25 protein-coding genes are annotated in these 21,934 nt (G+C 68.8%); 10 read left to right on the forward strand and 15 right to left on the reverse strand.

Features of this window, described 5'->3' with window-relative positions:
• The first annotated feature begins 117 nt into the window (after positions 1-117).
• From CCZ27_RS13375 to CCZ27_RS13385, 3 genes are all read left to right on the forward strand, one after another.
• A complete protein-coding gene (locus CCZ27_RS13375) occupies positions 118-822 on the forward strand; it encodes a sigma-54-dependent transcriptional regulator family protein (protein WP_157748582.1) in 705 nt (234 codons plus the stop codon).
• 122 nt (positions 823-944) lie between these two features.
• Positions 945-2,390, forward strand: a complete 1,446-nt coding sequence (locus CCZ27_RS13380; RefSeq protein WP_096448915.1) for a sensor histidine kinase — start codon at positions 945-947, stop codon at positions 2,388-2,390.
• Entirely contained in the window at positions 2,374-3,021 is a 648-nt protein-coding gene (locus CCZ27_RS13385) for a response regulator (RefSeq protein WP_096448917.1), read from the forward strand. The genes CCZ27_RS13380 and CCZ27_RS13385 overlap by 17 nt, the downstream gene beginning before the upstream one ends.
• 192 nt (positions 3,022-3,213) lie before the next feature.
• Here CCZ27_RS13385 and pqqE read toward each other — a convergent pair whose 3' ends face one another.
• The 5 genes from pqqE to pqqA are packed head-to-tail and all read right to left on the reverse strand — an operon-like array spanning position 3,214 to position 6,511.
• Positions 3,214-4,395, reverse strand: a complete 1,182-nt coding sequence (pqqE, locus tag CCZ27_RS13390; RefSeq protein ID WP_096448919.1) for a pyrroloquinoline quinone biosynthesis protein PqqE — start codon at positions 4,393-4,395, stop codon at positions 3,214-3,216.
• Between the two features lies 1 nt (position 4,396).
• Positions 4,397-4,693, reverse strand: a complete 297-nt coding sequence (gene pqqD / locus CCZ27_RS13395) for a pyrroloquinoline quinone biosynthesis peptide chaperone PqqD (RefSeq protein ID WP_232516402.1) — start codon at positions 4,691-4,693, stop codon at positions 4,397-4,399.
• Positions 4,690-5,466 carry a pyrroloquinoline-quinone synthase PqqC gene (gene pqqC, locus CCZ27_RS13400; RefSeq protein WP_198363122.1) on the reverse strand — a complete coding sequence of 259 codons (777 nt, stop codon included), beginning with the start codon at positions 5,464-5,466 and terminating at the stop codon, positions 4,690-4,692. Before pqqC ends, pqqD begins: the two co-directional genes overlap by 4 nt.
• Positions 5,463-6,377, reverse strand: coding sequence for a pyrroloquinoline quinone biosynthesis protein PqqB (gene pqqB / locus CCZ27_RS13405; protein WP_096448921.1), 915 nt, complete (start codon positions 6,375-6,377; stop codon positions 5,463-5,465). Before pqqB ends, pqqC begins: the two co-directional genes overlap by 4 nt.
• Positions 6,378-6,436: 59 nt before the next feature.
• Positions 6,437-6,511 (reverse strand): pyrroloquinoline quinone precursor peptide PqqA, encoded by a 75-nt coding sequence (gene pqqA, locus CCZ27_RS24635; RefSeq protein WP_096452556.1) that lies wholly within the window; start codon positions 6,509-6,511, stop codon positions 6,437-6,439.
• 202 nt (positions 6,512-6,713) lie between these two features.
• Between pqqA and pip the strand changes: the two genes are divergently transcribed.
• Entirely contained in the window at positions 6,714-7,781 is a 1,068-nt protein-coding gene (gene pip / locus CCZ27_RS13415; RefSeq protein ID WP_232516404.1) for a prolyl aminopeptidase, read from the forward strand.
• A gap of 149 nt (positions 7,782-7,930) precedes the next feature.
• Here the strand turns inward: pip and rpsI are convergent, their stop codons facing one another.
• Both rpsI and rplM read right to left on the reverse strand, forming a co-directional pair.
• Entirely contained in the window at positions 7,931-8,323 is a 393-nt protein-coding gene (gene rpsI, locus CCZ27_RS13420; RefSeq protein ID WP_096448925.1) for a 30S ribosomal protein S9, read from the reverse strand.
• A 13-nt stretch (positions 8,324-8,336) separates the two neighbouring features.
• Positions 8,337-8,765, reverse strand: coding sequence for a 50S ribosomal protein L13 (rplM, locus tag CCZ27_RS13425; RefSeq protein ID WP_004258894.1), 429 nt, complete (start codon positions 8,763-8,765; stop codon positions 8,337-8,339).
• A 589-nt stretch (positions 8,766-9,354) separates the two neighbouring features.
• Here rplM and CCZ27_RS13430 point away from each other — a divergent pair.
• Entirely contained in the window at positions 9,355-9,774 is a 420-nt protein-coding gene (locus CCZ27_RS13430; RefSeq protein ID WP_096448927.1) for an OsmC family protein, read from the forward strand.
• A 66-nt stretch (positions 9,775-9,840) separates the two neighbouring features.
• Here CCZ27_RS13430 and coq7 read toward each other — a convergent pair whose 3' ends face one another.
• The 7 genes from coq7 to CCZ27_RS13465 form a co-directional block, all read right to left on the reverse strand.
• Positions 9,841-10,461: a 2-polyprenyl-3-methyl-6-methoxy-1,4-benzoquinone monooxygenase gene (gene coq7 / locus CCZ27_RS13435; RefSeq protein WP_096448929.1), complete on the reverse strand. Its 621-nt coding sequence runs from the start codon at positions 10,459-10,461 to the stop codon at positions 9,841-9,843.
• On the reverse strand, positions 10,458-10,985 hold the full coding sequence (locus CCZ27_RS13440) for a CNP1-like family protein (protein ID WP_096448931.1): 528 nt from the start codon (positions 10,983-10,985) through the stop codon (positions 10,458-10,460). Before CCZ27_RS13440 ends, coq7 begins: the two co-directional genes overlap by 4 nt.
• Positions 10,986-11,005: 20 nt before the next feature.
• On the reverse strand, positions 11,006-11,590 hold the full coding sequence (locus CCZ27_RS13445; RefSeq protein ID WP_232516405.1) for a DUF3501 family protein: 585 nt from the start codon (positions 11,588-11,590) through the stop codon (positions 11,006-11,008).
• Complete coding sequence (locus tag CCZ27_RS13450) at positions 11,590-12,942, reverse strand: (Fe-S)-binding protein (RefSeq protein WP_096448935.1); 1,353 nt, start codon at positions 12,940-12,942, stop codon at positions 11,590-11,592. The genes CCZ27_RS13445 and CCZ27_RS13450 overlap by 1 nt, the downstream gene beginning before the upstream one ends.
• A gap of 90 nt (positions 12,943-13,032) precedes the next feature.
• Positions 13,033-13,452, reverse strand: coding sequence for a rubrerythrin family protein (locus tag CCZ27_RS13455; RefSeq protein WP_096448939.1), 420 nt, complete (start codon positions 13,450-13,452; stop codon positions 13,033-13,035).
• A 147-nt stretch (positions 13,453-13,599) separates the two neighbouring features.
• On the reverse strand, positions 13,600-14,196 hold the full coding sequence (locus CCZ27_RS13460; RefSeq protein ID WP_096448941.1) for a CBS domain-containing protein: 597 nt from the start codon (positions 14,194-14,196) through the stop codon (positions 13,600-13,602).
• Positions 14,197-14,331: 135 nt separating this feature from the next.
• Positions 14,332-14,895: an RNA pyrophosphohydrolase gene (locus tag CCZ27_RS13465; protein ID WP_096448943.1), complete on the reverse strand. Its 564-nt coding sequence runs from the start codon at positions 14,893-14,895 to the stop codon at positions 14,332-14,334.
• 157 nt (positions 14,896-15,052) lie between these two features.
• On the opposite strand from CCZ27_RS13465, the gene CCZ27_RS13470 reads away from it, so the two are divergent.
• Both CCZ27_RS13470 and CCZ27_RS13475 read left to right on the forward strand, forming a co-directional pair.
• Positions 15,053-16,807 carry a proline--tRNA ligase gene (locus CCZ27_RS13470; RefSeq protein WP_096448945.1) on the forward strand — a complete coding sequence of 585 codons (1,755 nt, stop codon included), beginning with the start codon at positions 15,053-15,055 and terminating at the stop codon, positions 16,805-16,807.
• Positions 16,807-17,463 carry a lytic transglycosylase domain-containing protein gene (locus CCZ27_RS13475; protein WP_096448947.1) on the forward strand — a complete coding sequence of 219 codons (657 nt, stop codon included), beginning with the start codon at positions 16,807-16,809 and terminating at the stop codon, positions 17,461-17,463. Before CCZ27_RS13470 ends, CCZ27_RS13475 begins: the two co-directional genes overlap by 1 nt.
• 88 nt (positions 17,464-17,551) lie before the next feature.
• Here the strand turns inward: CCZ27_RS13475 and CCZ27_RS13480 are convergent, their stop codons facing one another.
• Positions 17,552-18,151 (reverse strand): bactofilin family protein, encoded by a 600-nt coding sequence (locus CCZ27_RS13480; RefSeq protein ID WP_096448949.1) that lies wholly within the window; start codon positions 18,149-18,151, stop codon positions 17,552-17,554.
• A 346-nt stretch (positions 18,152-18,497) separates the two neighbouring features.
• On the opposite strand from CCZ27_RS13480, the gene CCZ27_RS13485 reads away from it, so the two are divergent.
• Genes CCZ27_RS13485 through CCZ27_RS13495 form a run of 3 tightly spaced genes read left to right on the forward strand, consistent with a single transcriptional unit; the run spans position 18,498 to position 21,932 of the window.
• Positions 18,498-19,907 (forward strand): sensor histidine kinase, encoded by a 1,410-nt coding sequence (locus CCZ27_RS13485; protein WP_096448951.1) that lies wholly within the window; start codon positions 18,498-18,500, stop codon positions 19,905-19,907.
• Positions 19,897-20,520: a hypothetical protein gene (locus CCZ27_RS13490; RefSeq protein WP_198363123.1), complete on the forward strand. Its 624-nt coding sequence runs from the start codon at positions 19,897-19,899 to the stop codon at positions 20,518-20,520. Before CCZ27_RS13485 ends, CCZ27_RS13490 begins: the two co-directional genes overlap by 11 nt.
• Entirely contained in the window at positions 20,517-21,932 is a 1,416-nt protein-coding gene (locus CCZ27_RS13495; RefSeq protein WP_096448953.1) for a sigma 54-interacting transcriptional regulator, read from the forward strand. The genes CCZ27_RS13490 and CCZ27_RS13495 overlap by 4 nt, the downstream gene beginning before the upstream one ends.
• The last annotated feature ends 2 nt before the right edge of the window (positions 21,933-21,934 follow it).

Genomic DNA, 21,934 nt, shown 5'->3' on the forward strand with positions numbered 1-21,934 from the left:
CCGGATCTCGCACGGCGCGATGATGCGGTACCGCGCCGCGTTGCCCAAAAACTAGGCATGAAACGTGCGGGACGTACTGCAGCAAGTCCGGCCGCCTGTCGCGAGGAAGTCGCAGACATGAAGCACCCCAAGGCTCCTGCAAACGACACCCTGTGCCCGATGCCAAGTGACTCCGCTCCGCTGTTCGCCTATTCCGGCAGCACCGGAACGCACATGCGGCTGATGACGCTCGCCATGCCGGTGATGGCAAACCTCTACCAGCAGTTCGCCAGCCCCTCGCTCGAGGTCCAGTTGGCCAACCGCGACGGCGAGATCCTGCGCATCGTCGGCGCGGCCGCGCAGCGCCGCGCCATGGCCGACGGCACCCTGCCCGTGCTGTCGATCGCCGTCCCGATCCACGGCACCGACGGCTGCCTGCTGATCGCGGCCGACCACGCCGCCACCTCGCGGGAGAACTCCGACCACATCCGCGCCCTGCTGCAGACTACCGTCGAGATGATCGAGCACAGGCTGGTGGAAAGCGACGAGCGCGGCTTTCTCCGCCTGCATTTCCACGCCCGGCAGGCCCTGCTCGGCGGCCCGCTCGAGGCGCTGGCGGTGTTCGACCAGGACAGCCGCTTCGTCGCGATCAACCGGACCGCCGCCACGCTGCTGGCGGTCGGCGGCGACCTCGCCCGCCTGCGCTGCAACGACTGCTTCGACGTGCAGTGGCTCAACCTGGTGGGGTATGCCTCGCTGCGCCTGATCGAACCTTTCCCCCTGAGAACCTGCGACGGCGAGCGCTTCTTCGCGCGGACCACCCTCAGGCAGGGAATCGTTTGACGCGCCTGCCGCCGGCCGGTCCGCCGCTCATCCGGCAAGAAAGTTGCTTGACCGGATACCCGCTCCACCCTTCGGGTCGCGCCCCGTCCGTTCCGCCCCTTCCGCCGCGACCGCAATCGACCATGCCGCAGTCCTCCCCGCCCTCACATCCCGTTCCCGGCGACGCGCCGGGAACGTCCGCCGGCACGCCGCCCGCCGGCGGACGGCGTTCCACGCTGCGGGCCCGCGTCAGCCGGGTGCTGACCGGGCTCCTGCTGCTGGTCATCGCCATCGCCACCGCGGGCTGGATGCACGAGACGCGGCGCGCGATCCACGAGGAGATCAACGCGGCGAGCCGGGTCGCCGAGCAGTGGGTCAACGTGCTGGTGGCCGAAACCCTGCGCGACCGCGTGCAGGGCCCGGAGCGGCTGATGGCCTACCTGACGGCGGTGGGGCGGCTGCGCGCCAACCGGCTGGAGGTGCTGGACACCGACGGCCGGCCGATCTACGTGTCGCCGGAGCCGACCTACAAGGCCGGCCGCTTCGCCCCCGGATGGTTCGCCCGGCGGCTCACGCCCGACGTGCCGACCCACATCTTCGACGCGGGCGACCGGCAGATCGTGCTGCGGCCAGACGCCTCGCGCGCGGTGCTCGACGCCTGGGACTACTTCACCGCCGGGCTGGGCTGGGCCTTTGCCGCGATGCTGCTGATCGGGCTGGCCGTGCGCCTGGCGCTGGACCGGGCGCTGGCGCCACTGGCGCAGATCAACGCCGCCCTGTCCCGCGGCGCGGCGGGCCTGTTCGACACCCGGCTGCCATCCTATGGCGCCGCCGAGCTGGACCGGCTCGCCGACAGCTACAACCGCCTCGCCGATCACCTGGATCGGAGCCGCGCGCTGAACGTGCGCCTGGAAGAAGACCAGGCTTTCGCGCGCGCGCTGCAGTTGCGCCTGGAGGAAGAGCGCCGCTTCATCGCGCGCGAGCTGCACGACGAACTCGGCCAGGGAATCACCGCGGTGCGGGCGATCGCCGGCGCGATGATGCAGCGCTGCGAGCAACTGCCGCAGCTCCACGGCAGCGCGCAGGCCATCCTGGCGATGACCGACCAGATGCAGGACGGCGTGCGCGCCATCCTGCACCGCCTGCGTTCGACGGCGGCCGGGGCGGCGCCGGACCAGGTCCTGCGCGACTACTGCACGCTGTGGAGCGGCCTGCATCCGGAGGTCGGACTGGATTGCCGCATCGAGGCGCCGGCCTGGCCGGTGGATGAGACGACCTCGCTCGCCGTGCTGCGGCTGCTGCAGGAAAGCCTCACCAACATCGCCCGCCACGCCCGCGCCACGCGCGCCGAAGTGGTGTTCGGCAGCGAGGGCGACGCGCTCGTGCTGCGGGTGAGCGACAACGGCCGGGGCCTGGCCGCCGGGCACGGCATGCATGACCGCTTCGGCATCGCCGGCATGCGGGAGCGGGTGGCCGCGCTCGACGGCACGCTGGCGATCGACACGCCGGCCGAAGGCGGACTGTGCGTGAGCGCACGGCTGCCGAAACGCGGAAACGAACCGGAATTGCAGCATGGCCCAGACACTTGAAGGACTCCGCATCCTCCTTGCCGACGACCACGCCGCGGTGCGCATGGGTTTCCGCCTGCTGCTGGAAGGCGCCGGTGGCACCGTGGCCGGCGAGGCGGACAGCGGCGAAGCGGCGGTGGCGGCCTACGCGCAGCATCGCCCCGACGTGCTGGTGATGGACGTATCCATGCCCGGCATCGGCGGGCTGGGCGCACTCGAACGCCTGCTCGCCCACACGCCCGGCGCGCACGTGCTGCTGCTGTCGGCGCACGACGATGCGCAGATCCCGGCGCGTGCGCTGCGCGCCGGCGCCACCGGCTACCTGTCCAAGCGCGCCCAGCCGCAGGAGCTGATCCGCGCCGTGGCCCAGGTGGCGCGCGGCCAGCGCTACGTGGACCCGGAGCTGGCGCCGCAGCTCGCACTGGCCCAGCTCGGCGGCGGCGTCGATCCGGCAGCGGCGCTCACCGACAAGGAATTCGCGATCTTCCTGCAACTGGCGCAGGGGCGCTCGGTGAGCGACATCGCCGCCGCGCACAACCTGAGCCCGAGCACGGTGGGCACCCATCTCTACCACATCAAGCAAAAGCTCAACGCCAGCAACGCGGCGGAACTGGCGCTGATCGCGGTACGCAGCGGGCTGATCGACGTCTAGGACGCGATGTATGGAGCGGCCGCCCGCCGGCCCGGCGAGCGCGGGCGAGACCCGCCCTCAGGCAACGGGCCGCAGCCGTCCACGGGCCGATATGGTCCGGTTCAGCCGGGCCAGAAGGAGTCCTGCTGCCGCACGAAGGAAGGGGTATGGCGCGGCACGCGATGCAGCCGATTCATCCGGACAGCGTCGGCACTAAGGTGCGACCGCCTTGCCGGAACGCGCGATCAGACGCTTCGATTCGGCCGGGCCGCGGAAGATCAGCGGCATCTCGCGCACCGCGCAGACATCGGGCCGCTGGGCGCGCTCGACGGCCTCGAGCACCTTGCGGTGGGCGGGCGACTTGTCGCACACCGGGTCGACCGCGGCCGCATCGCCGGCGAGCAGGTAGGCCTGGCAGCGGCAGCCGCCGCGGTCCTTCTCCTTTTCCGGGCAGGTGCGGCACGGCTCCTGCATCCAGCCGTCGCCGCGGAAGCGGTTGAAGCCGGGGGAGTCGTACCAGATCTCGCGCACGCCCATGCCGCGTACGTTGGGAAAGGACATGCCGGGCAGCATCTTCGCGGTATGGCAGGGCAAGGCGGTGCCGTCGGGGGTGACGGTGAGGAACACGCTGCCCCAGCCGTTCATGCACTTCTTCGGCCGCGTCTCGTAGTAGTCGGGCACGACGAAGAAGATGCGGATGCGCTCGCCGTAGCGCCGGCGGCGTTCGTTGGTGATGCGTTCGGCGCGTTCGATCTGCTCGCGCGACGGCAGCAGGTGGTCGCGGTTGAGCAGCGCCCAGGAGTAGTACTGGCTGTTGGCGAGTTCCAGGTATTCGGCGCCGAGTTCGACCGCCATGTCGATGATGTTCTCGATGTAGTCGATGTTGAGGCGATGGATCACGCAGTTCATGACCATCGGCCAACCGTTGGCCTTGATCGTCGCCGCCACGCGCTGCTTGAGGTCGAAGGTGCGGGTGTGCGACAGGAAGTCGTTGAGTTCGCGCGTCGAATCCTGGAAGGACAACTGGATGTGATCCAGCCCCGCCGCCTTCAGTGCCGACGCGCGCGCTTCGGTGAGGCCCACGCCGGAAGTCAGCAGGTTGGTGTAGAAGCCCAGGCGGCGGGCCTCGGCCACCAGTACCGCGAGGTCGTCGCGCAGCAGCGGCTCGCCGCCCGAAAACGCGCACTGCACGCTGCCGGCCGCGCGCGCCTCGCGCAGCACCCGCAGCCAGTCGTCGGTGCCGAGTTCGTCGTTGGTCGCGGCGAAGTCGGTCGGGTTGTAGCAGAACGCACAGTGCAGCGGGCAGCGGTAGGTGATCTCGGCCAGCAGCCACAGCGGCGGGCCGACCGTCGCAGCAATCTGCGCGCGCGGGTCGAGCGGCGCTCCGGCATCCATGTCACACCTCGATCCAGTGCTGCTTGCGCGCCATGTCGAGGAAGTCGGCGACGTCGGCGTGCAGGCCGCGGGCATCGAAGGCCCGCTCCAGTTCGGCGACCAGTTCCCCGACCGTGCGGCTGCCGTCGCAGCGTTTCATGATCTCGCCGGCACTGGCGTTGAGCCTGACCATGCCCTCGGGGTAAAGCAGTACCCATGCCTGCTGGGCGTCCTCCCATTGCAGGCGGAACTTCGGCGACACCTTCGGCCTGGCGGCCGCATCCACGCCGGCGGCCCGATCCGGTTGCGGTGCGTTCACTGGCGCGGCCCCCTGATCTCGATCTCGCACTGGCTGAGCATGATCGCGTCGGCCAGCGCCCACAGCACGTCGAGCTTGAACTGCAGGATCTCCAGCGCACGCTCCTGCATCGCCCGCGTCTGGCTGAAGTATTCCAGCGTGAAGCGCAGACCATGCTCGACGTCGCGCCGCGCCTGGGTCAGCCGGTTGCGGAAGTACTGCAGGCCGGCCGGATCGACCCACGGATACTGCTGCGGCCAGGTGTCGATGCGCTGCTGGTGGATGTGCGGCGCGAACAGTTCGGTGAGGCTGGAAGCCACCGCCTCCTGCCACGGCCGCCGGCGCGCGAAGTCGATGTAGGCATCCACCGCGAAGCGCGCGGCCGGCGCGACGTGGCGCAGCGAGGTGACGTCGTCGCGCGACAGGCCCACCGCCTCGCCGAGCCGGACCCAGGCTTCGATGCCGCCCGGCTCGGAAATGCCGCCGATCTCGTAGCCGTCGTGATCCAGCATGCGCTGTATCCACTCGCGGCGGATCTCGCGATCGGGGCAGTTCGACATGATCGCCGCGTCCTTCACCGGGATCGCGATCTGGTAGTAGAAGCGGTTCGCCACCCAGCCCTGGAGCTGCGCGCGGGTGAGCCTGCCCTGCGCCATCATGACGTGGAAGGGATGGTGGATGTGGTAGCCGGCGCCCTTGTCGCGCAGCCTGGCCTCGAACTCCTGCGGGCTCCACGGCGGCAGCGCGGAACGGCGCGTCAGGTCGGCGAGGTGGTCGATGCCGATGGCGCTCACAGGCGGATCTCCATGCCGTCGTGCGATACCTCGATGCCGCGCGCGGCCAGTTCGGCCCGCTGCGGGCTGTCTTCGTCGAGGATCGGATTGGTGTTGTTGATGTGGATCAGCACCTTGCGCGTCGCTGGCGGCAGGCGGTCCAGCCATTCGATCATGCCGCCGGGCCCGGACTGCGGCAGGTGGCCCATCGCACGCGAGGTCTTGGGCGAGGCGCCCAGGCGGATCATTTCGTCATCGGTCCATAGCGTGCCATCGACCAGCACGCAATCGGCCTGATGCATCGCCTCCCAGACGTGCGGCTCCATCTCGCCCAGCCCGGGCGCGTAGAACAGGCGCTTGCCGCTGCGCGTGTCGATCAGCGTCACGCCGATGTTGTCGCCGGGCTGCGGCCTGTCGCGATGCGGCGAGTACGGCGGCGCGTTGCTCGTCAGCGGCAGCGCGGCGAAGCGCAGGCCGGAAACGCCGTCGATGGCGAACTCGGCCGTAAGCGGCACCTCGTTCCAGGCCACGCCCGAGTAGTGGCCGAGCACGCCGAACACCGGGTTGCCGGCCGAGAGGTCTTCACGCACGCAGGCGGTGCACCACACCTGCCAGGGCTGCCGGTGCTCGCGCAGCATGTAGAGGCCGGTGGTGTGGTCGATCTGCGCGTCGATCAGCACGATGGCGGCGATCGCGGTGTCGCGCAGGGTGCGCGCCGGCTGGAGTTCGGGGAAGCTGCGTATCTGCTGCAGCACGTCGGGCGATGCGTTGAACAGCACCCACTGCCCGTCGCCGCCGCTCACGGCGATCGAGGATTGCGTTCTGGCCGCGGCGCGGATGCCGCCCCTGCGCACACCGTCGCAATTGGGGCAATTACAGTTCCACTGCGGAAAGCCGCCGCCGGCGGCGGAACCTAGGACATGGACTCTCATGGGCGGTCGGCCTTCGGCGGGCTCGCCGTCTCCGACTCGCCCGCCGAAGGCATCGGCGCTCAGCGCGTCGCGATGTACATGGTGATTTCAAAGCCGAAGCGGAAGTCGCTGGCTGTCGGGGTTTCCCATTTCATGATCGGTCTCCGGTCTCGCAGTTATGTGGAAGGTGTGCCCGCCGCGTGCCGGGACGGACACACGGTGGCACGTCCATACGATAGCGATCCGCGGCAACCCGCCGCATCCGGAAATTCCGTGAAACGGCCTCATGATTTTCATGAGGCGGTCGCGATGGAGGACTTCGCGCCGGTGCGCGGCACGGGCGGCTAAGATGCAGCCATGACGATCCGAACCCCAGGCGACGCAGCACGGCCGGCCGCGCCGGCGGCCCCGGACGACGCGACGGCCGGCGCCGTGCCATGCGGCGGCGAAGCGCGCTCCCCGGCGATGGAGCCCATCGACCGCGGCTGGCTGGACGTCGGCGATGGCCACCGCATCCATTACGAGCAGTGCGGCGCGGCCGACGGGCCTGCCGCCGTCTTCCTGCACGGCGGCCCGGGCAGCGGCTGCAGCCCGCGGCACCGGGGCCTGCCGGGCCCCGGCTGGCGCGTCGTGCTGTTCGACCAGCGCGGCTGTGGCCGCAGCACACCGCATGGAGAATGCCGGTCGAACACCACCGCCGACCTCGTCGCCGACATCGAACGGCTGCGGACGCACCTGGGCATCGACCGCTGGCTGGTCTTCGGCGGCTCCTGGGGCGCCAGCCTCGCGCTGGCCTACTGCGCGCAGCACCGCGACGCCTGCCTGGGCGCCATCCTGCGCGGCATCTTCCTGACCGGAGCCGGCGACATCGACTGGTTCTTCAACGGCGCCGGCCAGTTGCTCCCCGAACACTGGGCGACACTCGCCGCCATCGCACCGCCGGACCGCAGGACGGCACTGGCAGCCTGGTATTTCGACGCGGTTGCCGGCGAAGACGAGGAAGTCCGCATCGACGCGGTGCGACGCTGGATGGACTGGGAGGAAGCGCTGTCCCGCCCCGGCTCGCCACCCCCGCCCGCCGGCACGGCGAGCCGCGAGGCAGCCTCGGCGCGGATCGCCAAGTATCGGCTGCAGGCGCACTACCTGCGCCGCGAGTGCTTCATGGGCGAGTCGCGCGCACTCGATTTCGCCCGCGGCATGCAAGGGCTGCCGACGGCGATCCTGCACGGCCGTCTGGACCTGGTGTGCAGGCCCTCGAACGCCTGGATATTGCACCGCGCCCTGCCCGGCAGCCGCCTGCAGTTCGTCGACGGCGCCGGACACAGCCCGTTCGACACGCCGATGGCACAGGCCCTGGCAGCAGCGGGCAGGCATTTCCTAGCCCACGGCAGCTTCGCCGGCTGGCCGGCCGGTCCTGCAGCCTGAACCCGGCCGGCGCGGGCCTGACGCGCATCGCGCCTGCCCGCCGGCATCTTTCTTCATCCGCGGGCGAGGCGTACGGAAGACACGCACGAGGCACCACAAACAAAAAGCCGCCCGAAGGCGGCCTTTCGCTTTGGCGCAAACGCGGGAAATCAGCGCTTCGAGAACTGCTTCGCGCGGCGCGCCTTGCGCAGACCGACCTTCTTGCGCTCGACTTCGCGGGCATCGCGGGTCACGAAACCGGCGGCACGCAGTTCGGGCTTCAGCTCGGCGCTGTAGTCGATCAGCGCGCGGGTGATGCCGTGACGGACGGCACCGGCCTGGCCGGATTCGCCACCGCCGACGACGTTGACCAAGATGTCGAACTTGCCTTCGCTGCCGGTCAGGACCAGCGGCTGGCGCACGATCATGCGGCCAGTTTCACGCGAGAAGAATTCGTCGACCGGCTTGCCGTTGACGACGATGTTGCCGGTGCCCGGCTTGATGAACACACGGGCAACCGCAGTCTTGCGGCGGCCGGTTCCGTAGTTGTAAGTCACAGCCATTTGACGGCTCCTGTCAGATCTCGAGAACTTGGGGCTGCTGGGCGGTATGCGGATGCGACGGACCCGCGTAGCACTTCAGCTTCTTCAGCATTGCGTAGCCCAGCGGGCCCTTCGGCAGCATGCCCTTCACGGCCTTTTCCAGCACGCGCTCGGGAAAGCGCTGCTGCAGCTTGGTGAAATTGGTCTCGTAGATACCGCCCGGGTAGCCGGAGTGACGATAGTACTTCTTGTCCTGCGCCTTGTTTCCGGTCACGCGCAGCTTCTCGACGTTGACGACGACGATGAAGTCGCCCGTGTCGACGTGCGGCGTGTAGATGGCCTTATGTTTGCCACGCAGGCGACGGGCCACTTCGGCTGCGAGGCGACCAAGCACCTTGTCCGTGCCGTCGACAACGAACCAGTCGCGCTTTACCTCGTGCGGCTTGGCAGAAAACGTCTTCATTTGAAACCTCGATCTTGTCAGGCCTTGCGTGCCGGCCACCAAACGGAAAGCTGGCAATGCTAATGCGAACGGCACCGGCGTGTCAATGGCGCTGCACTCACGGGGAAAAGTAGACAAAAAAAACGCAGTCCGTTGGGACTGCGTTAAATCCACACCAAAGGAGGAGGGTGGAGGAGACACCGTTTTGGATCCGGCACCGCCTGGTGCGATGCGTCTGCGACCCGACTGAGGCGAATTATCCATAAGCCCCCACGGCAGGGCAAGCGATATTTGTTGCATTGCACAACAAATATTTCGATCAATAAATAAGCCCCCCTTATATTTATCGAATCCCTTGATTCATCTCAATTCCAGCGGATTCCGGGGCAGCCGCCAGCGGCAATGCCTGCGTCGGAACTATCCATTTGTGATGCACGTTGCGGCGCTGCAGCCATACGCAACGGTATCGGCGCCGCTCCGGCGCCGATACCGTTGCGAATCCGTCCGGCCCCTGCCCCGGCGCCCGAAAACGGCGCACCGTCTCCGGTAGAATGCCGCCCAGCCCCCGGCTGGCCGGCCCTTCGGCCGGAAGTTCATGGAGACGATACGCATGGAATGCACGATCAAGTGGATGGACGGCATGACCTTCATCGCCGAGACGGGAACTGGGCACCTCGTGACGATGGACGGCGCGCCCGAAGCCGGTGGCCGCAACCTCGCGCCGCGGCCGATGGAGCTGATGCTCGCCGGCGCGGGGGGCTGCACCGCGTACGACGTCGTGCTGATCCTGAAGCGGGGACGGCACGACATCCGCGGATGCCAGGTCCGCCTGGAAGCGGAGCGGGCGGAGACCGACCCCAAGGTGTTCACCCGCATCCGTTTCATCTACACTGTGACGGGCAGGAACCTGAAGCGCGAGACGGTGGAGCGGGCGATCCACCTGTCGGCGGAAAAGTACTGCTCGGCGTCGATCATGCTCGCCAGGACGGCCGAGATCACGCACGAATGCGAGATCGTCGACGTCGAGTAGATGGGCTTTCGGCGGACCGGCCGAGCCGCGCGCACGGACCGCAGCGGGCGTGGTCCGCCCTTCGCCTCAGACCCAGTAGGTCGTGCGCGTCATGACGCGCGAGGCGAGCTTCATGATTCCCTTCACCGGCGCAGGCAGTGCGTGCGCCCCCAGCCGTATCGCCGTCTCGGCATGCTCGACCTCGTCGGCCTTCATCTGTTCGACGATCGCGCGCGACTTGCGGTCTTCCTGCGGCAGGCTGTCCAGGTGGCTCTTGAGATGGGACTCGACCTGGCGCTCGGTTTCGGCCAGGAAACCGAGATTCCAGCGATCGCCGAAACGGCCTGCGGCGATGCCGATCGCCAGCGCACCTCCGTACCACAAGGGGTTGAGCAGGCTCTTGCGGCCGCCGAGTTCGGCGATGCGCCGCTCGGTCCAGGCGAGATGTTCGGTCTCTTCGTTCGATGCCTGCTGCAGCGCCTCGCGGATCGCCGGGTTGCGCGACATCATGGCCTGCCCCTGGTACAGCGCCTGCGCGCAGATCTCGCCGACGTGATTGACGCGCATCAGCGCCGCGGCATGGCGGCGCTCGGCATCCTCGAGCGGGGCGTCGGGAAGGTCGTCGCCGGGGACGGGACGGACCGTGCGTGCCGGCGCGAAAACGGTGCGCAGCGCCTTGTCGAATTCGAGTATCAGTTGGTCGATCATGGCCGTATTCCTCTCGGCTCGCCGGGGTCGCGCTCGCCCTGCAGGCGGCGCAGGGCGTGCTCGCGGTCGCGCGGGGCGACGGGACCGTCGCAGAAGTAATCGTAGGCCAGCGCCGCGCGCGGCCGATTGTACGAATTGTCGCCGATGCGCTGCCACTCGCTCACCTTGAGCGGCGTCCATTCGCCCCCCGCGCGGCCGCTGGCGTAGATGCGGCGTTCGCCGGTGGCGCAGCGTATGCCTTCGAAGGTGACGTTCTCCGCCCCGCCCGGCGTGCGCACCACCAGCGCGTAGCGTACGACGCCATCGCTTCCCACGCTCACGCTGCGTTCATCGACGAAAAACCGGTTGGGCGAGGCGCTGCTGACGAAGAACGGCCGCAGGCCGGCTTCGGCCGGTGCCGGCGGCAGCGCGTATTCGCCCTCCGCCCAGTCCGGATCGGGCCCGAGCAGCAGGCCCTCCGCACCGGCACCCGTTGCCAGCACGAGGCCGTAAAAGCATGCGAGGGCCCGGAGGCCCCCGCGCATGTTGCGACGCGATGGGATGTTCAAACGCGCAGATCTCCACAGAGCGAGTTACGAATCGCCTCCGGCACCGGATCGACGGCCACGGTGTAGGCGGTATGGTCGATTCCGACGGCGAGCGCCGCACCCTGCAGCATCGCACGCGAGCGCTGGGGCCCGAGTTCGAAGCGCAGGAAATGCACCGAAGACGTCTTTTCGGCATTTTCCCGCTCGAGATCCTCGTCTGCAATGGCGTATACCGGTTCGAAGCCCGCCACCCCCACCCACACGCGATCCTCCACACCCTTCAGGCGCGCGAGCCAGATGCGGCGCTCGGCCTCGTCCGGGAGCTCGATCAGCATGGTCGCCTTCCAGTTCTGGCCATCGGGAACGAGCGGATTATAGGCATCGAGTTCGTCCCGGATGCCGGCCTCCTCGAAGATGCGCTCGATGCGAAGCATCTCCTGCACCTGGTAGCGGATCGTCAGTTCGTCCTCGAACACCAGGGTCACGTGCTCGCCGGCATGCAGCGTGCGGGTCTTCTTGTGCGCGATGACCCGCGCGCGGAACTCGGGGCGCTGGCGTGCGTATTGCTCGAGGCTCAGCAGGCTGTCGCGTGCGATCGCCATCACGATGTCTCCTCCAGTCCATAGGCCATGCGCAGCAGGGTGAGCGGATGCGCCTTCTCCGCCGCCAGCGTGGTGCCGCCGTCGCGTATGCCCTGCTGGATGTGGCGGCCGGCGATCGGACAGTCGGAACTGATGAAGTCGGGCTCGGCCTGCGCCATCTGGCGGAACACCGGGCGGCCGATCTTCATCGACATGTCGAAATACTCTTCCTTCACGCCCCAGGTGCCGTCGTGGCCGGCGCAGCGCTCGACAGTGGTGACCTGCGTGTCGGGAACCAGTTGCAGCGTCTCGCGGGTCTTCTGGCCGACGTTCTGCACCCGGCCATGGCAGGGGATGTGGTAGGACACCTTGCCGAGCGGGCGCTTGAAGTCGGTCTTCAGCAATCCGTCCCGGTTGCGCAGCATGAAATACTCGAAGGGGTCGAACATCGCCTCGGCGACCGTGGCGACGTCGGCATCGCCGGCAAACAGCAGCGGCAGTTCCTGCTTGAACATCAGCGCACAGGACGGCACCGGAGCGAGGATGGCGTAGCCTTGGCGGGCAAGCTCGACCAGCGCCGGGATGTTGCGTTGCTTCAGCCGCTCGACGCCTTCGAGGTCGCCCAGCTCCAGCTTGGGCATGCCGCAACAGGATTCCTGCCGCGCCAGCACGGCGGGGATCTCGTTGTGGTTCAGGATGGCGACCAGGTCATGGCCGATGCCCGGTTCGTTGTAGTTGATGTAGCAGGTGGAGAAGATCGCCACCTTGCCCGGCGTGCGCTCGCCGTCCCGCACCGGCCAGCGCCCGGCCACCCTGGCCCTGGAGCGGAACTTCGCCGGCGCATAGGGCGGCAGCTCGCGCCGCTTGTCGACGCCAAGGACCGACTGCAGCACGCCGCGCGCCGCCGCGTTGCGGTTGGCGGCATTCACCGTCTGCGCCACCACCGGGATGGCGGAGAGCTTGCCCAGCGCATCGGTGCTGGTGAGCAGCCTGTCGCGGAAACGCACCTCGCCCTTGCGGAACTTGACCGCCTTCGCGCGCAGCATCAGATGCGGGAAATCCACGTTCCACTCGTGCGGCGGCACGTAGGGGCATTTGGTCATGAAGCAGATGTCGCACAGGTAGCACTGGTCGACGACTTTCCAGTAGTCCTGCCTGGCCACGCCATCGACCTCGCCCGTCTTGCTTTCGTCCACCAGGTCGAACAGGGTCGGGAAGGTGGTGCACAGATTCACGCAGCGCCGGCAACCGTGGCAGATGTCGAACACCCGCTCCATCTCGCCCATCAGGGCCGCGTCGTCGTAGAACCCGGGATCGCGCCACGCGACGGCGTGCCGCGTCGGTGCCTCGAGACTGCCTTCACGTTTGGTCATGACAACTCCTCCCGCGGCGAAGGAAATCGCCGCCTGTCGGCGAATGTCAGAACGGGCGGTTGGACCGCCCGTTCGTTTGCGACCGGAAACTCAGTCGGCCAGCGCGTCGAGCGCCTTCTGGAAGCGGTTGGCGTGCGAACGCTCCGCCTTGGCCAGGGTTTCGAACCAGTCCGCGATCTCGTCGAAACCCTCGCCGCGCGCGGTCTTCGCCATGCCCGGATACATGTCGGTGTACTCGTGCGTCTCGCCGGCGATCGCTGCGCCGAGGTTCTGCCGGGTGGGGCCGAACGGCAGCCCGGTGGCCGGATCGCCACAGGTTTCGAGATATTCGAGGTGGCCGTGCGCGTGGCCGGTCTCGCCTTCCGCGGTGGAGCGGAACACGGTCGCCACGTCGTTCTGGCCTTCGACGTCGGCCTTGGCGGCGAAATAGAGGTAACGACGGTTCGCCTGCGACTCGCCCGCAAAGGCAGCCTTCAGGTTGGCTTCGGTTTGGGAACCTTTCAGTTGCATGTCTCCTCTCCTTGTCGTCAAACGGATGAATGCCCCTGACGCCGGGACACTTTCAGCCTAGACAATGGCCGGCACATGCCAAATAGCCGACTGCTATGCGAAGCATTGGGTGAATCTATGCGCCCCGGCGCGGGGTCCCGCCGCCGTTCAGGTGGCCAGCGCGGCCTCGATCTCGGCGAAACTGCGTGCGATCTCGGTCGCGGCCGGCAGGGGTTCGCCCAACTGGCGCGCGATCTGGGTCATCGAGAAGATTCCGCGTATGCGCGCGCGGCCTTCCCCCGCGGGTTCGATCACCAGCGCATGCTGGCGACCGGAACGCCGGAGGGTGGCGATGACGTGGCCGACTTCGGCGTGCAGCACGTCCTCCAGGCGCACCGCCTCGATCGCCGACAGCGGCGTCATGACCTGGGCCACGCCCACCTCGCCGATGCGCAGTCCGCGTTCCTGGGCCACGCGCATCGGGCGCTCGCCCAGGAAGTCGGCGGCCGTCACCAGGCCGGCGACGCCGCGCGCCGCATCGGTCACCAGCAGCAGCCTCACGCCGCGCGCCTGCATCGCGCGATGCGCCTCGTCCTGGCCCATGCCCGCGTCGACGCTCGCCGCGGGCACCTGGCGCAGGTCGGTCATCACCTCCAGGGCGGACGAATCGAGTCGGACGCGACGCTCTGCCGACACGTCGGCGATGTCGCAGCGCAGGCTTTCGAGCGGAGCCTGCGGAAGAGGAGAATAGCGATCCCGATGCATGATGAGCCTCCCGTTCTGGAGTGGAACGGGGTCGCACGGTGCGCGCGAGGCAACGCAACGGCGAGCCCCTTCATCGAGTAAAGCCCAGGCCCTCGCCCGCGGCAAGCGCTGCCGCAGGCGGAAAAGCCCGCGATCTCAGCGCGGACTTCCCAGCACCACCTTGACCGGCCCGGCAAGCGCCTGCGGGGTGGACGCGCGGTAGCTTTCCGGCATCTCGAAACTGCGGGAACGGAAGAGGACGCGCGCAAGCTCGATCAGCGCGAGCTGATACACCTGCCGCTTGAACTCGATCACCGCCTCGAGCGGGACCCAGTAGTCGCTCCATCGCCAGGCATCGAATTCCGGATGATGGCTCGCGCGCAGACACACGTCGGAATCGCGCCCCACCAGGCGAAGCAGGAACCAGATCTGCTTCTGACCGCGGTAGGTGTTGCGCCATTCGCGCCGTATCCAGTGCTTCGGCACTTCGTAGCGCAGCCAGCCTCGCGTGCGGCCGAGTATCTTCACGTGCTCCGGGCGCAGCCCGACTTCCTCGAACAGTTCCCTGTACATCGCCTGCTCCGGCGACTCGCCGTGCTTGATGCCACCCTGCGGGAATTGCCAGGAGTGTTCGCGAATCCGTTTGCCCCAGAAGACCTCGTTGCGCGCGTTGACCAGAATGATGCCGACGTTCGGGCGGAAGCCTTCACGGTCGAGCATGCTGAAACCTTCAAAATTTGGTGAGTTGACCGAATTTTTTCACACTTGCAGGCGGTTTGAAAGCGCGCCCCGGCGCCGGTTCCATTGCCCGCCGGTTCGTGCCGCGGCGCCATGCGCTAGAATCCCGCGTCCGACCAACGCTTTTCCGTACTCCTCCATGCGCGCCAGCCAGTTCCATCTGTTCACCCTCAAGGAAGCTCCCTCCGACGCCGAAGTCGTCAGCCAGAAGCTGATGCTGCGCGCGGGCATGATCCGCAAGGCGGCGGCCGGCATCTACAGCTACATGCCGATGGGCCTGCGCGCGATCCGCAAGGTGGAAGCCATCATCCGCGAGGAGATGAACCGTGCCGGCGCCATGGAACTGGTAATGCCGCTGGTGCAGCCCGCCGAGCTGTGGCAGGAGACGGGGCGCTGGGACAAGATGGGCGAGGAACTGCTGCGCCTCAAGGACCGCCACGAACGCGACTTCGCCCTGCAGCCCACCTCGGAGGAAGTCGTCACCGACATCGCGCGCCAGGAGCTAAAGAGTTACCGGCAACTGCCGAAGAACTTCTACCAGATCCAGACCAAGTTCCGCGACGAGCGCCGGCCCCGCTTCGGCGTGATGCGCGGACGGGAATTCGTGATGAAGGACGCCTACTCGTTCGACCGCAGCGCCGAAGCCGCCGGCCGCAGCTACGACATCATGTACGCCGCCTACCAGCGCATCTTCGACCGCCTCGGCCTCGCCTACCGCGCGGTCGCGGCGGACACCGGCGCGATCGGCGGCGACCGTTCGCACGAATTCCAGGTGATCGCCGACACCGGCGAGGATGCGATCGTCTACTGCCCCACGTCCGCCTATGCCGCCAACATCGAGCTGGCCGAAGCCGTATCGCTGCTGCCGCACCGCGCCGCGCCCGAAGAGGGGCTCGAGAAGACGCCCACGCCGGGCCGCGAGACCTGTGCCGAGGTCGCCGACCTGCTCGACCTGCCGCTGGAGCGCACGGTCAAGTCGCTGGTGCTGGCGGCCGACGAGGTGGACGAAGCGGGCCGTCCCGCCGGCGCCACCGTGTGGCTGCTCCTGGTGCGCGGCGACCATGAACTCAACGAGGTCAAGGCCGGCAAGATCGACGGACTGAAGGCCGGGTTCCGCTTCGCCAGCGAGACCGAGATCCTCGAACACTTCGGCAGCCGGCCGGGGTCGCTCGGCCCGATCGGCCCGCGCAGGCCGGTGCGCATCGTGGCCGACCGCACCGTCGCCGACATGGCGGACTTCGTCTGCGGCGCCAACGAGGAAGGCTTCCACTACACCGGCGTGAACTGGGGCCGCGACCTGCCCGAGCCCGACTTGGTGGCGGACATCCGCAACGTCGTCGAGGGCGACCCCTCGCCCGACGGCCGGGGCACGCTGGCGATCCAGCGCGGCATCGAGGTCGGCCACGTGTTCTATCTCGGCACCAGATACTCCGAGGCGATGAACGCGACCTTCCTCGACGACGACGGCAAGCCCAAGCATTTCGAGATGGGCTGCTACGGCATCGGCGTCACCCGCATCCTGGGCGCGGCGATCGAGCAGAACCACGATGCCCGCGGCATCATCTGGCCGGTACCCATCGCGCCCTTCGAGGCCGTCGTCTGCCCGGTGGGCTGGAGCAAGTCGCCGGCGGTGCGCGAAGAGTCGCAGCGGCTCTACGACGCACTGCTCGCCGCCGGCGTGGATGTGATGCTGGACGACCGCGACGAGCGCCCCGGCGTGATGTTCGCCGACTGGGAACTGATCGGCGTGCCGCATCGCATCACCCTCGGCGAGCGCGGCCTGAAGGACGGCATCGCCGAATACCAGGGACGGCGCGACGGCGAGGCCAGCAAGGTGCCGGTGGCGGACGTCGCAGCCTTCGTCATCGAGCGCGTCAAGGCGGCACGGGCCTGATGCGCCTGCCGCGCACTGCACCCTCTCTCGCCACGCTCGCCGCCGCGCTATTGCTGGCGGCTGCAAGCAGCGGCGCGCGGGCCGGCGCGCAGCAGTACGAACCGCTGGCGGCCAGCGTCCGGGCCGCCCTTCATGCGGCGGTGAGCGACGCGGCGGCGCCCATGCTGCCGATCGCGGATGCGGGCGAACGCGCGCGCTGGCTGGCGGAAATGTCGCGCCGGCTGGAGCGGCGCATTCCCGATGCCGCCTATCGCGCCGAACTGCTCACCTCCATCCACTACGAAGCCACCCGCGCCGGGCTGGACCCGCAACTGGTGCTGGGACTGATCCAGGTGGAGAGCAACTTCCGCAAGTACGCGATCTCGTCGGCGGGCGCCCGCGGCTTCATGCAGGTGATGCCGTTCTGGCTGAAGGTGATGGAGAGGCCGGACGACAACCTCTTCCACCTGCGTACCAACCTGCGCTACGGCTGCACCATACTGCGCCACTACCTCGACATCGAGAAGGGCGATCTCTTCCGCGCGCTCGGCCGCTACAACGGCAGCCTGGGCCGGCCGGAATACCCCGCCCTGGTCCGCACCGCCTGGGAGCGGGGCTGGGGCTGGCGGCCGGAGCAGATCGCCGCCGGCACCCTCCCCGGCGACGGGCGCAACTGAACGAACCCGCGCCTGCGGGAACCATACGGCAGACGGCCCGAACAAAGCGGCGGACGGCGCGAACCGCCGCCGCCCTTCCCGCGTCTGCTCAGCCGGCGACCGCTGCCAGGGGCTTGGCCTCGGCAGGGAACTTCTCCACGGGCTTGCCGCTTTCCTTGCCCGCAGCCGCGAGCGACTTGACGTCGCCCGAGATCTCGCCTCCCTCCTCGATCAGGATCTTGCCGTAGCGGATCTTGCCGCTGACCCGGCCGGTGGCGTGGATGATGAGCTGCTTGCGGGCGGTGAGTTCGCCCTCGAACACGCCATGGACCTCGGCCACGTCGATGCCCACCGTCCCCGAGTAGGAGCCGTTCTGGGCGATGCGGATCACGCGGCTGTCCATCGTCGCCTCGACGCGGCCTTCGACCACCAGCGTGTCGCAGTCCAGGATCTCCGCGCCTTTCAGCTTTACGTCGGGGCCGACGATGAGGCTGCTGCCGGTGGCCTGGCCGGCGTCCGCAGCAGGCTGCGTCGACACGGATGCCTTGGTGTCCGTCGTGTCGGAAGGCGGATTGTCCCTCACCGCCGTCGCGGCGGAGACGGAAGACAGCGCGCCACCGGTCAGACCGCTACCGCCCTGTCCGGGCCGCAAACCGCGATCGGCATGGGTTTCGCCATTCTTCGGGAACATGGTGGGCTTGTTGAACATGGTTTCTCCTTGAGCATGGATCGGGCCGTCCGACACGGCCCGGCACGGCTCTATGCAAGGCATGTGCCAGGCAACGGAATTGCAATTCATATCAACGTCTTGCAATTCATACCGCGACCTCCTGACGACACCCGTCCAGCCGCTTTCCGCACCGATCCGTCGCCGCGGCCCGACACCTGTCGCGGCAAATCCAGGCAAGTCACTGATACGAAATGAAGAAATCCTGTCGCCCCAGTGCGACGGTGCAGGGGCGGTACCGACACATCGTCTTGCACTTGCCTTGCCCGACGGCCCGCACCGGCGCCTAAACTGCATTCTTGCAAATCCAGTTCGAGCCGTCGCCGCAATGCCGCACCCGTCTTTCCGCCTCACGCTGCTGGCGAGTTTCATGCTGATTGCCGGCATCCTGGGGGCGGCCGCGGCGGGCGGCTGGCTGAGCCTGGAGCGCTTCTCGCGCATGAGCTGGGATGGCAGCCGCATGGCGCTGGGGCTGACGAGCGCGCTGCAGAGCCTGGGCGAACGCACCGTGGACCTCGAACGCAGCGCGCGCCAATACCGCGTGCTGCGGGAGCCGGCACTGCGGGCGCGCTTCGATGCCGCGCATGACGAAGCGCTGGCCGCGCTCGCGGTGCTCCAGGACAACCTGCCCGGCCTCTCCGGCCACGTCGCGGAATGGCGCAGCGCCGCCGCCGCCCTGCGCGCGGGCCTCGACGACGGGGACGACACCGACGCGGCCGCGGACCTGCCGCGCCTCCTCGCCCGCCTTGCGGCCCTCAACGACCAGTTCGCCGCCCGCGTCCGCGAGGCGCTCTCCACCGGCAATGCTGCCCTGCTCGGCGCCCTCGATCGCAGCCGCGAGCAACTCGCCGGCCAGCTCGCCGCCGCCTTTGCCGCTGCGCTGGCGCTCGCCGTCCTCGCCGGCTGGTGGACGCTGCGCCCGCTGCAGCGGCTGGAACGGGCGATCGTCCGCCTCGGCGACAACCGCCTCGACGAGCCGGTCGCGGTCGGCGGTCCGTCCGACCTGCGCCGGCTCGGCCGGCGTCTCGACTGGCTGCGCCAGCGCCTCGCCGCGCTGGAAGCCGACCGCAACCGGGTGCTGCGCCATGTGTCGCACGAACTGAAGACACCGCTGGCATCGCTGCGCGAGGGCATCGCCCTGCTGCGGGACGGGACCATCGGCCCGCTGGAGGACGGGCAACGCGAGGTCGCAGCCATCCTCGATCAGAATGCCCGCCTGCTGCAGGCCCGCATCGAACAGTTGCTGGATTTCCATGCCGTGCAGTTCGACGCCGCCCGCCTGATGCGCGAACCGGTGGATGCCAGAGGGATCGCCGACCAGGTGGCCGCCGACCAGCGCCTGCCGGCACGTGCGAAAGGAGTCCGCCTCGAAGTCGACGGCTCCGCAGGCAGCCTGCATGCCGATGCGGCCAAGCTGGAGACGGCACTGTCCAACGTGGTCGCCAACGCGATCGCCTATGCCCCGGCCGGGTCGGTGGTGAGGGTGGCCCTGAACCGCGATGGCGGCAAGGTGGTCATCGACTGTATCGACGACGGCCCGGGCATTCCGCCGGCCGAACTCGACCGCGTGTTCGAGCCTTTCTTCCGCGGCAGCATCGCCGCCGCCCGCCCCAACAAGGGCAACGGCCTGGGGCTGGCGATCGCGCGCGAACTGGTGGCGGCCCATGGCGGCACGATCGCCGCCCTGCCGGCTGCGCGCGGCGCGCACTTCAGGATGGAACTGCCCGATGCGTATTGACCGCTTCGCGCCCGGAACGGTCGCCCGGCAGCGCGCGACCTGCGCCGCAGCCGCCCTCCTGCTGGCCGCGGGCTGCACCGCCATCCCGCCCGCGCCGGAAGCTGCACCAGTCCGCGATGAAGGCGACGCCGCTTCCCATGTGCTTGCCTTCCACCGCGGCATACAGCCGCTCGCCGCGGCCGATCTGGCACGCGAGCGCCGGCAGTTGGGCACGGAACGCACCGCGCAGTCGAAGATGCAGTCCGCCCTCCTCGCCCTGCATCCTCGCAGCCTCAACCTGTCTCGCGCCCGCACGCTGCTCGAATCGGTGCTCGCGGCGCAGGATGCCGAGGCGCAGCCCCTGCACGACTTGGCGCGCCTGCTGCTGGAACAGGTCAACGAGCGCCTGCGGCTCGACGCACTCAACGAGCGGCTCGCCCAGCAGCTCGACCGCAGCGCCGCCCAGCTCGAACTGTCCACCCGGCAGCAGGAGGAGATGCGCGCACGGGCAGACGCACTGCAGCGCAAGCTCGACGCGCTCGCGGAAATCGAGCGCAACCTGTCCGCTCCGCTCCCCGCTGCCACATCCCCCGCCACCGCCTCCCCCACCGAGGAACGCCGCACGCCGCCATGAACCGCCAAGCCGTGAGCCCGTCCCCGCCGCCCGACCACGGCGCCCGCCTGCTCATCGTCGACGACGATACCGACCTGCTGCGCCTGCTCGAGATGCGCCTCGGCGCCAACGGCTACCGGGTCGTCGCCTGCGCCCGCGCCGAAACCGCCCTCGCCCACCTGGCCGCGGAGCGGTTCGATCTCGTGCTGAGCGACGTGCGCCTGCCGGACCGCGACGGCCTCGCGCTGTTCGGCGACATCCACGCCCAGTTCCCGACGCTGCCGGTCATCCTGCTCACCGCGCACGGCACGATTCCCGATGCGGTCGAGGCCACTTCGCGCGGCGTCGCCGGCTACCTCACCAAGCCCTTCGACAGCCAGGTACTGCTCGAACGCATCCGCGACGCGCTGCATCACGCCCCCGCGCCGGCCGGGCGCGGCAGGGGCGCGACCGACGGCAGCGGCATCGTCAGCCGCAGTTCCCGCATGCACGCCCTGCTCGACGAAGCGCGCCTGGTCGCCGCCTCCGATGCGAGCGTGCTGATCCGCGGCGACAGCGGCACCGGCAAGGAACTGCTCGCGCGCGCCATCCACGACGCCAGCCCGCGCGCCGAGGCGCCCTTCGTCGCCATCAACTGCGGCGCGATCCCCGAACCGCTGCTGGAATCCGAGCTGTTCGGCCACGTGCGCGGCGCCTTCACCGGCGCCACCGGCCACCATCCCGGCCTCTTCCAGACCGCCCATGCCGGAACGCTCTTCCTCGACGAAATCGGCGACATGCCGCTCTCGCTGCAGGTGAAGCTGCTGCGCGTGCTGCAGGAGCGGACGGTGCGGCCGGTCGGCGCCATCCGTGCCGAACCGATCGACGTGCGCATCATCTCGGCCACCCATCGCGACCTCGACGCCCTGCTCGCCAGCGGCGAGTTCCGCGACGACCTCTACTACCGCATCAACGTCGTCACGCTGACCCTGCCCACGCTGGCCGAGCGGCGCGAGGACATCCCGCTGCTCGCGGAGCATTTCCTCGCCGCACTGGCGCGCAAGTATCGCAAGAAGGTGCGCGGCTTCGCGCCGGATGCGCTGACGGCGCTCGCCACCGCGGCCTGGCCGGGCAACGTGCGCCAGTTGCAGAACGTGGTCGAGCAGACCTGCGCGCTCGCCACCACGCCGCTGATCCCGCGCACCCTGGTCGAGCGGGCGCTGCGCGTGCGTCCGCTCGAAGCGCTCAGCTACGCCGAGGCGAAGCAGCGCTTCGAGCGAAACTACCTGATACAGATCCTGAAACTCACCGCCGGTAATGTGAGCGACGCTGCACGGCTCGCGGAGCGAAACCGCACCGAGTTCTACCGCCTGCTGCAGCGCCATGGCCTGGACCCCGGCCTGTTCCGCACGGAAACACCAGATCCCGAGCCAGAAAGACAACGACGACCCTGAAA

Origin of the sequence: Thauera sp. K11 (genome assembly GCF_002354895.1) — a bacterium.
In the GTDB taxonomy this organism is placed as follows: domain Bacteria; phylum Pseudomonadota; class Gammaproteobacteria; order Burkholderiales; family Rhodocyclaceae; genus Thauera; species Thauera sinica.

Bases quoted from the DNA above. Each gene is read 5' to 3' on its own strand.
- CCZ27_RS13475 (WP_096448947.1), top strand. From the start codon at position 16,807: ATGCGCCTGCCGCGCACTGCACCCTCTCTCGCCACGCTCGCCGCCGCG.
- CCZ27_RS13450 (WP_096448935.1), bottom strand. From the start codon at position 12,942: ATGACCAAACGTGAAGGCAGTCTCGAGGCACCGACGCGGCACGCCGTC.
- pqqE (WP_096448919.1), bottom strand. From the start codon at position 4,395: ATGGATGCCGGAGCGCCGCTCGACCCGCGCGCGCAGATTGCTGCGACG.
- CCZ27_RS13470 (WP_096448945.1), top strand. From the start codon at position 15,053: ATGCGCGCCAGCCAGTTCCATCTGTTCACCCTCAAGGAAGCTCCCTCC.
- pqqB (WP_096448921.1), bottom strand. From the start codon at position 6,377: ATGAGAGTCCATGTCCTAGGTTCCGCCGCCGGCGGCGGCTTTCCGCAG.
- CCZ27_RS13465 (WP_096448943.1), bottom strand. From the start codon at position 14,895: ATGCTCGACCGTGAAGGCTTCCGCCCGAACGTCGGCATCATTCTGGTC.
- CCZ27_RS13385 (WP_096448917.1), top strand. From the start codon at position 2,374: ATGGCCCAGACACTTGAAGGACTCCGCATCCTCCTTGCCGACGACCAC.
- CCZ27_RS13440 (WP_096448931.1), bottom strand. From the start codon at position 10,985: ATGCGCGGGGGCCTCCGGGCCCTCGCATGCTTTTACGGCCTCGTGCTG.
- CCZ27_RS13375 (WP_157748582.1), top strand. From the start codon at position 118: ATGAAGCACCCCAAGGCTCCTGCAAACGACACCCTGTGCCCGATGCCA.
- coq7 (WP_096448929.1), bottom strand. From the start codon at position 10,461: ATGATCGACCAACTGATACTCGAATTCGACAAGGCGCTGCGCACCGTT.
- CCZ27_RS13460 (WP_096448941.1), bottom strand. From the start codon at position 14,196: ATGCATCGGGATCGCTATTCTCCTCTTCCGCAGGCTCCGCTCGAAAGC.
- CCZ27_RS13380 (WP_096448915.1), top strand. From the start codon at position 945: ATGCCGCAGTCCTCCCCGCCCTCACATCCCGTTCCCGGCGACGCGCCG.
- rplM (WP_004258894.1), bottom strand. From the start codon at position 8,765: ATGAAGACGTTTTCTGCCAAGCCGCACGAGGTAAAGCGCGACTGGTTC.
- CCZ27_RS13480 (WP_096448949.1), bottom strand. From the start codon at position 18,151: ATGTTCAACAAGCCCACCATGTTCCCGAAGAATGGCGAAACCCATGCC.
- CCZ27_RS13495 (WP_096448953.1), top strand. From the start codon at position 20,517: ATGAACCGCCAAGCCGTGAGCCCGTCCCCGCCGCCCGACCACGGCGCC.
- CCZ27_RS13445 (WP_232516405.1), bottom strand. From the start codon at position 11,590: ATGGCGATCGCACGCGACAGCCTGCTGAGCCTCGAGCAATACGCACGC.
- CCZ27_RS13490 (WP_198363123.1), top strand. From the start codon at position 19,897: ATGCGTATTGACCGCTTCGCGCCCGGAACGGTCGCCCGGCAGCGCGCG.
- CCZ27_RS13430 (WP_096448927.1), top strand. From the start codon at position 9,355: ATGGAATGCACGATCAAGTGGATGGACGGCATGACCTTCATCGCCGAG.
- rpsI (WP_096448925.1), bottom strand. From the start codon at position 8,323: ATGGCTGTGACTTACAACTACGGAACCGGCCGCCGCAAGACTGCGGTT.
- CCZ27_RS13485 (WP_096448951.1), top strand. From the start codon at position 18,498: ATGCCGCACCCGTCTTTCCGCCTCACGCTGCTGGCGAGTTTCATGCTG.
- CCZ27_RS13455 (WP_096448939.1), bottom strand. From the start codon at position 13,452: ATGCAACTGAAAGGTTCCCAAACCGAAGCCAACCTGAAGGCTGCCTTT.
- pip (WP_232516404.1), top strand. From the start codon at position 6,714: ATGACGATCCGAACCCCAGGCGACGCAGCACGGCCGGCCGCGCCGGCG.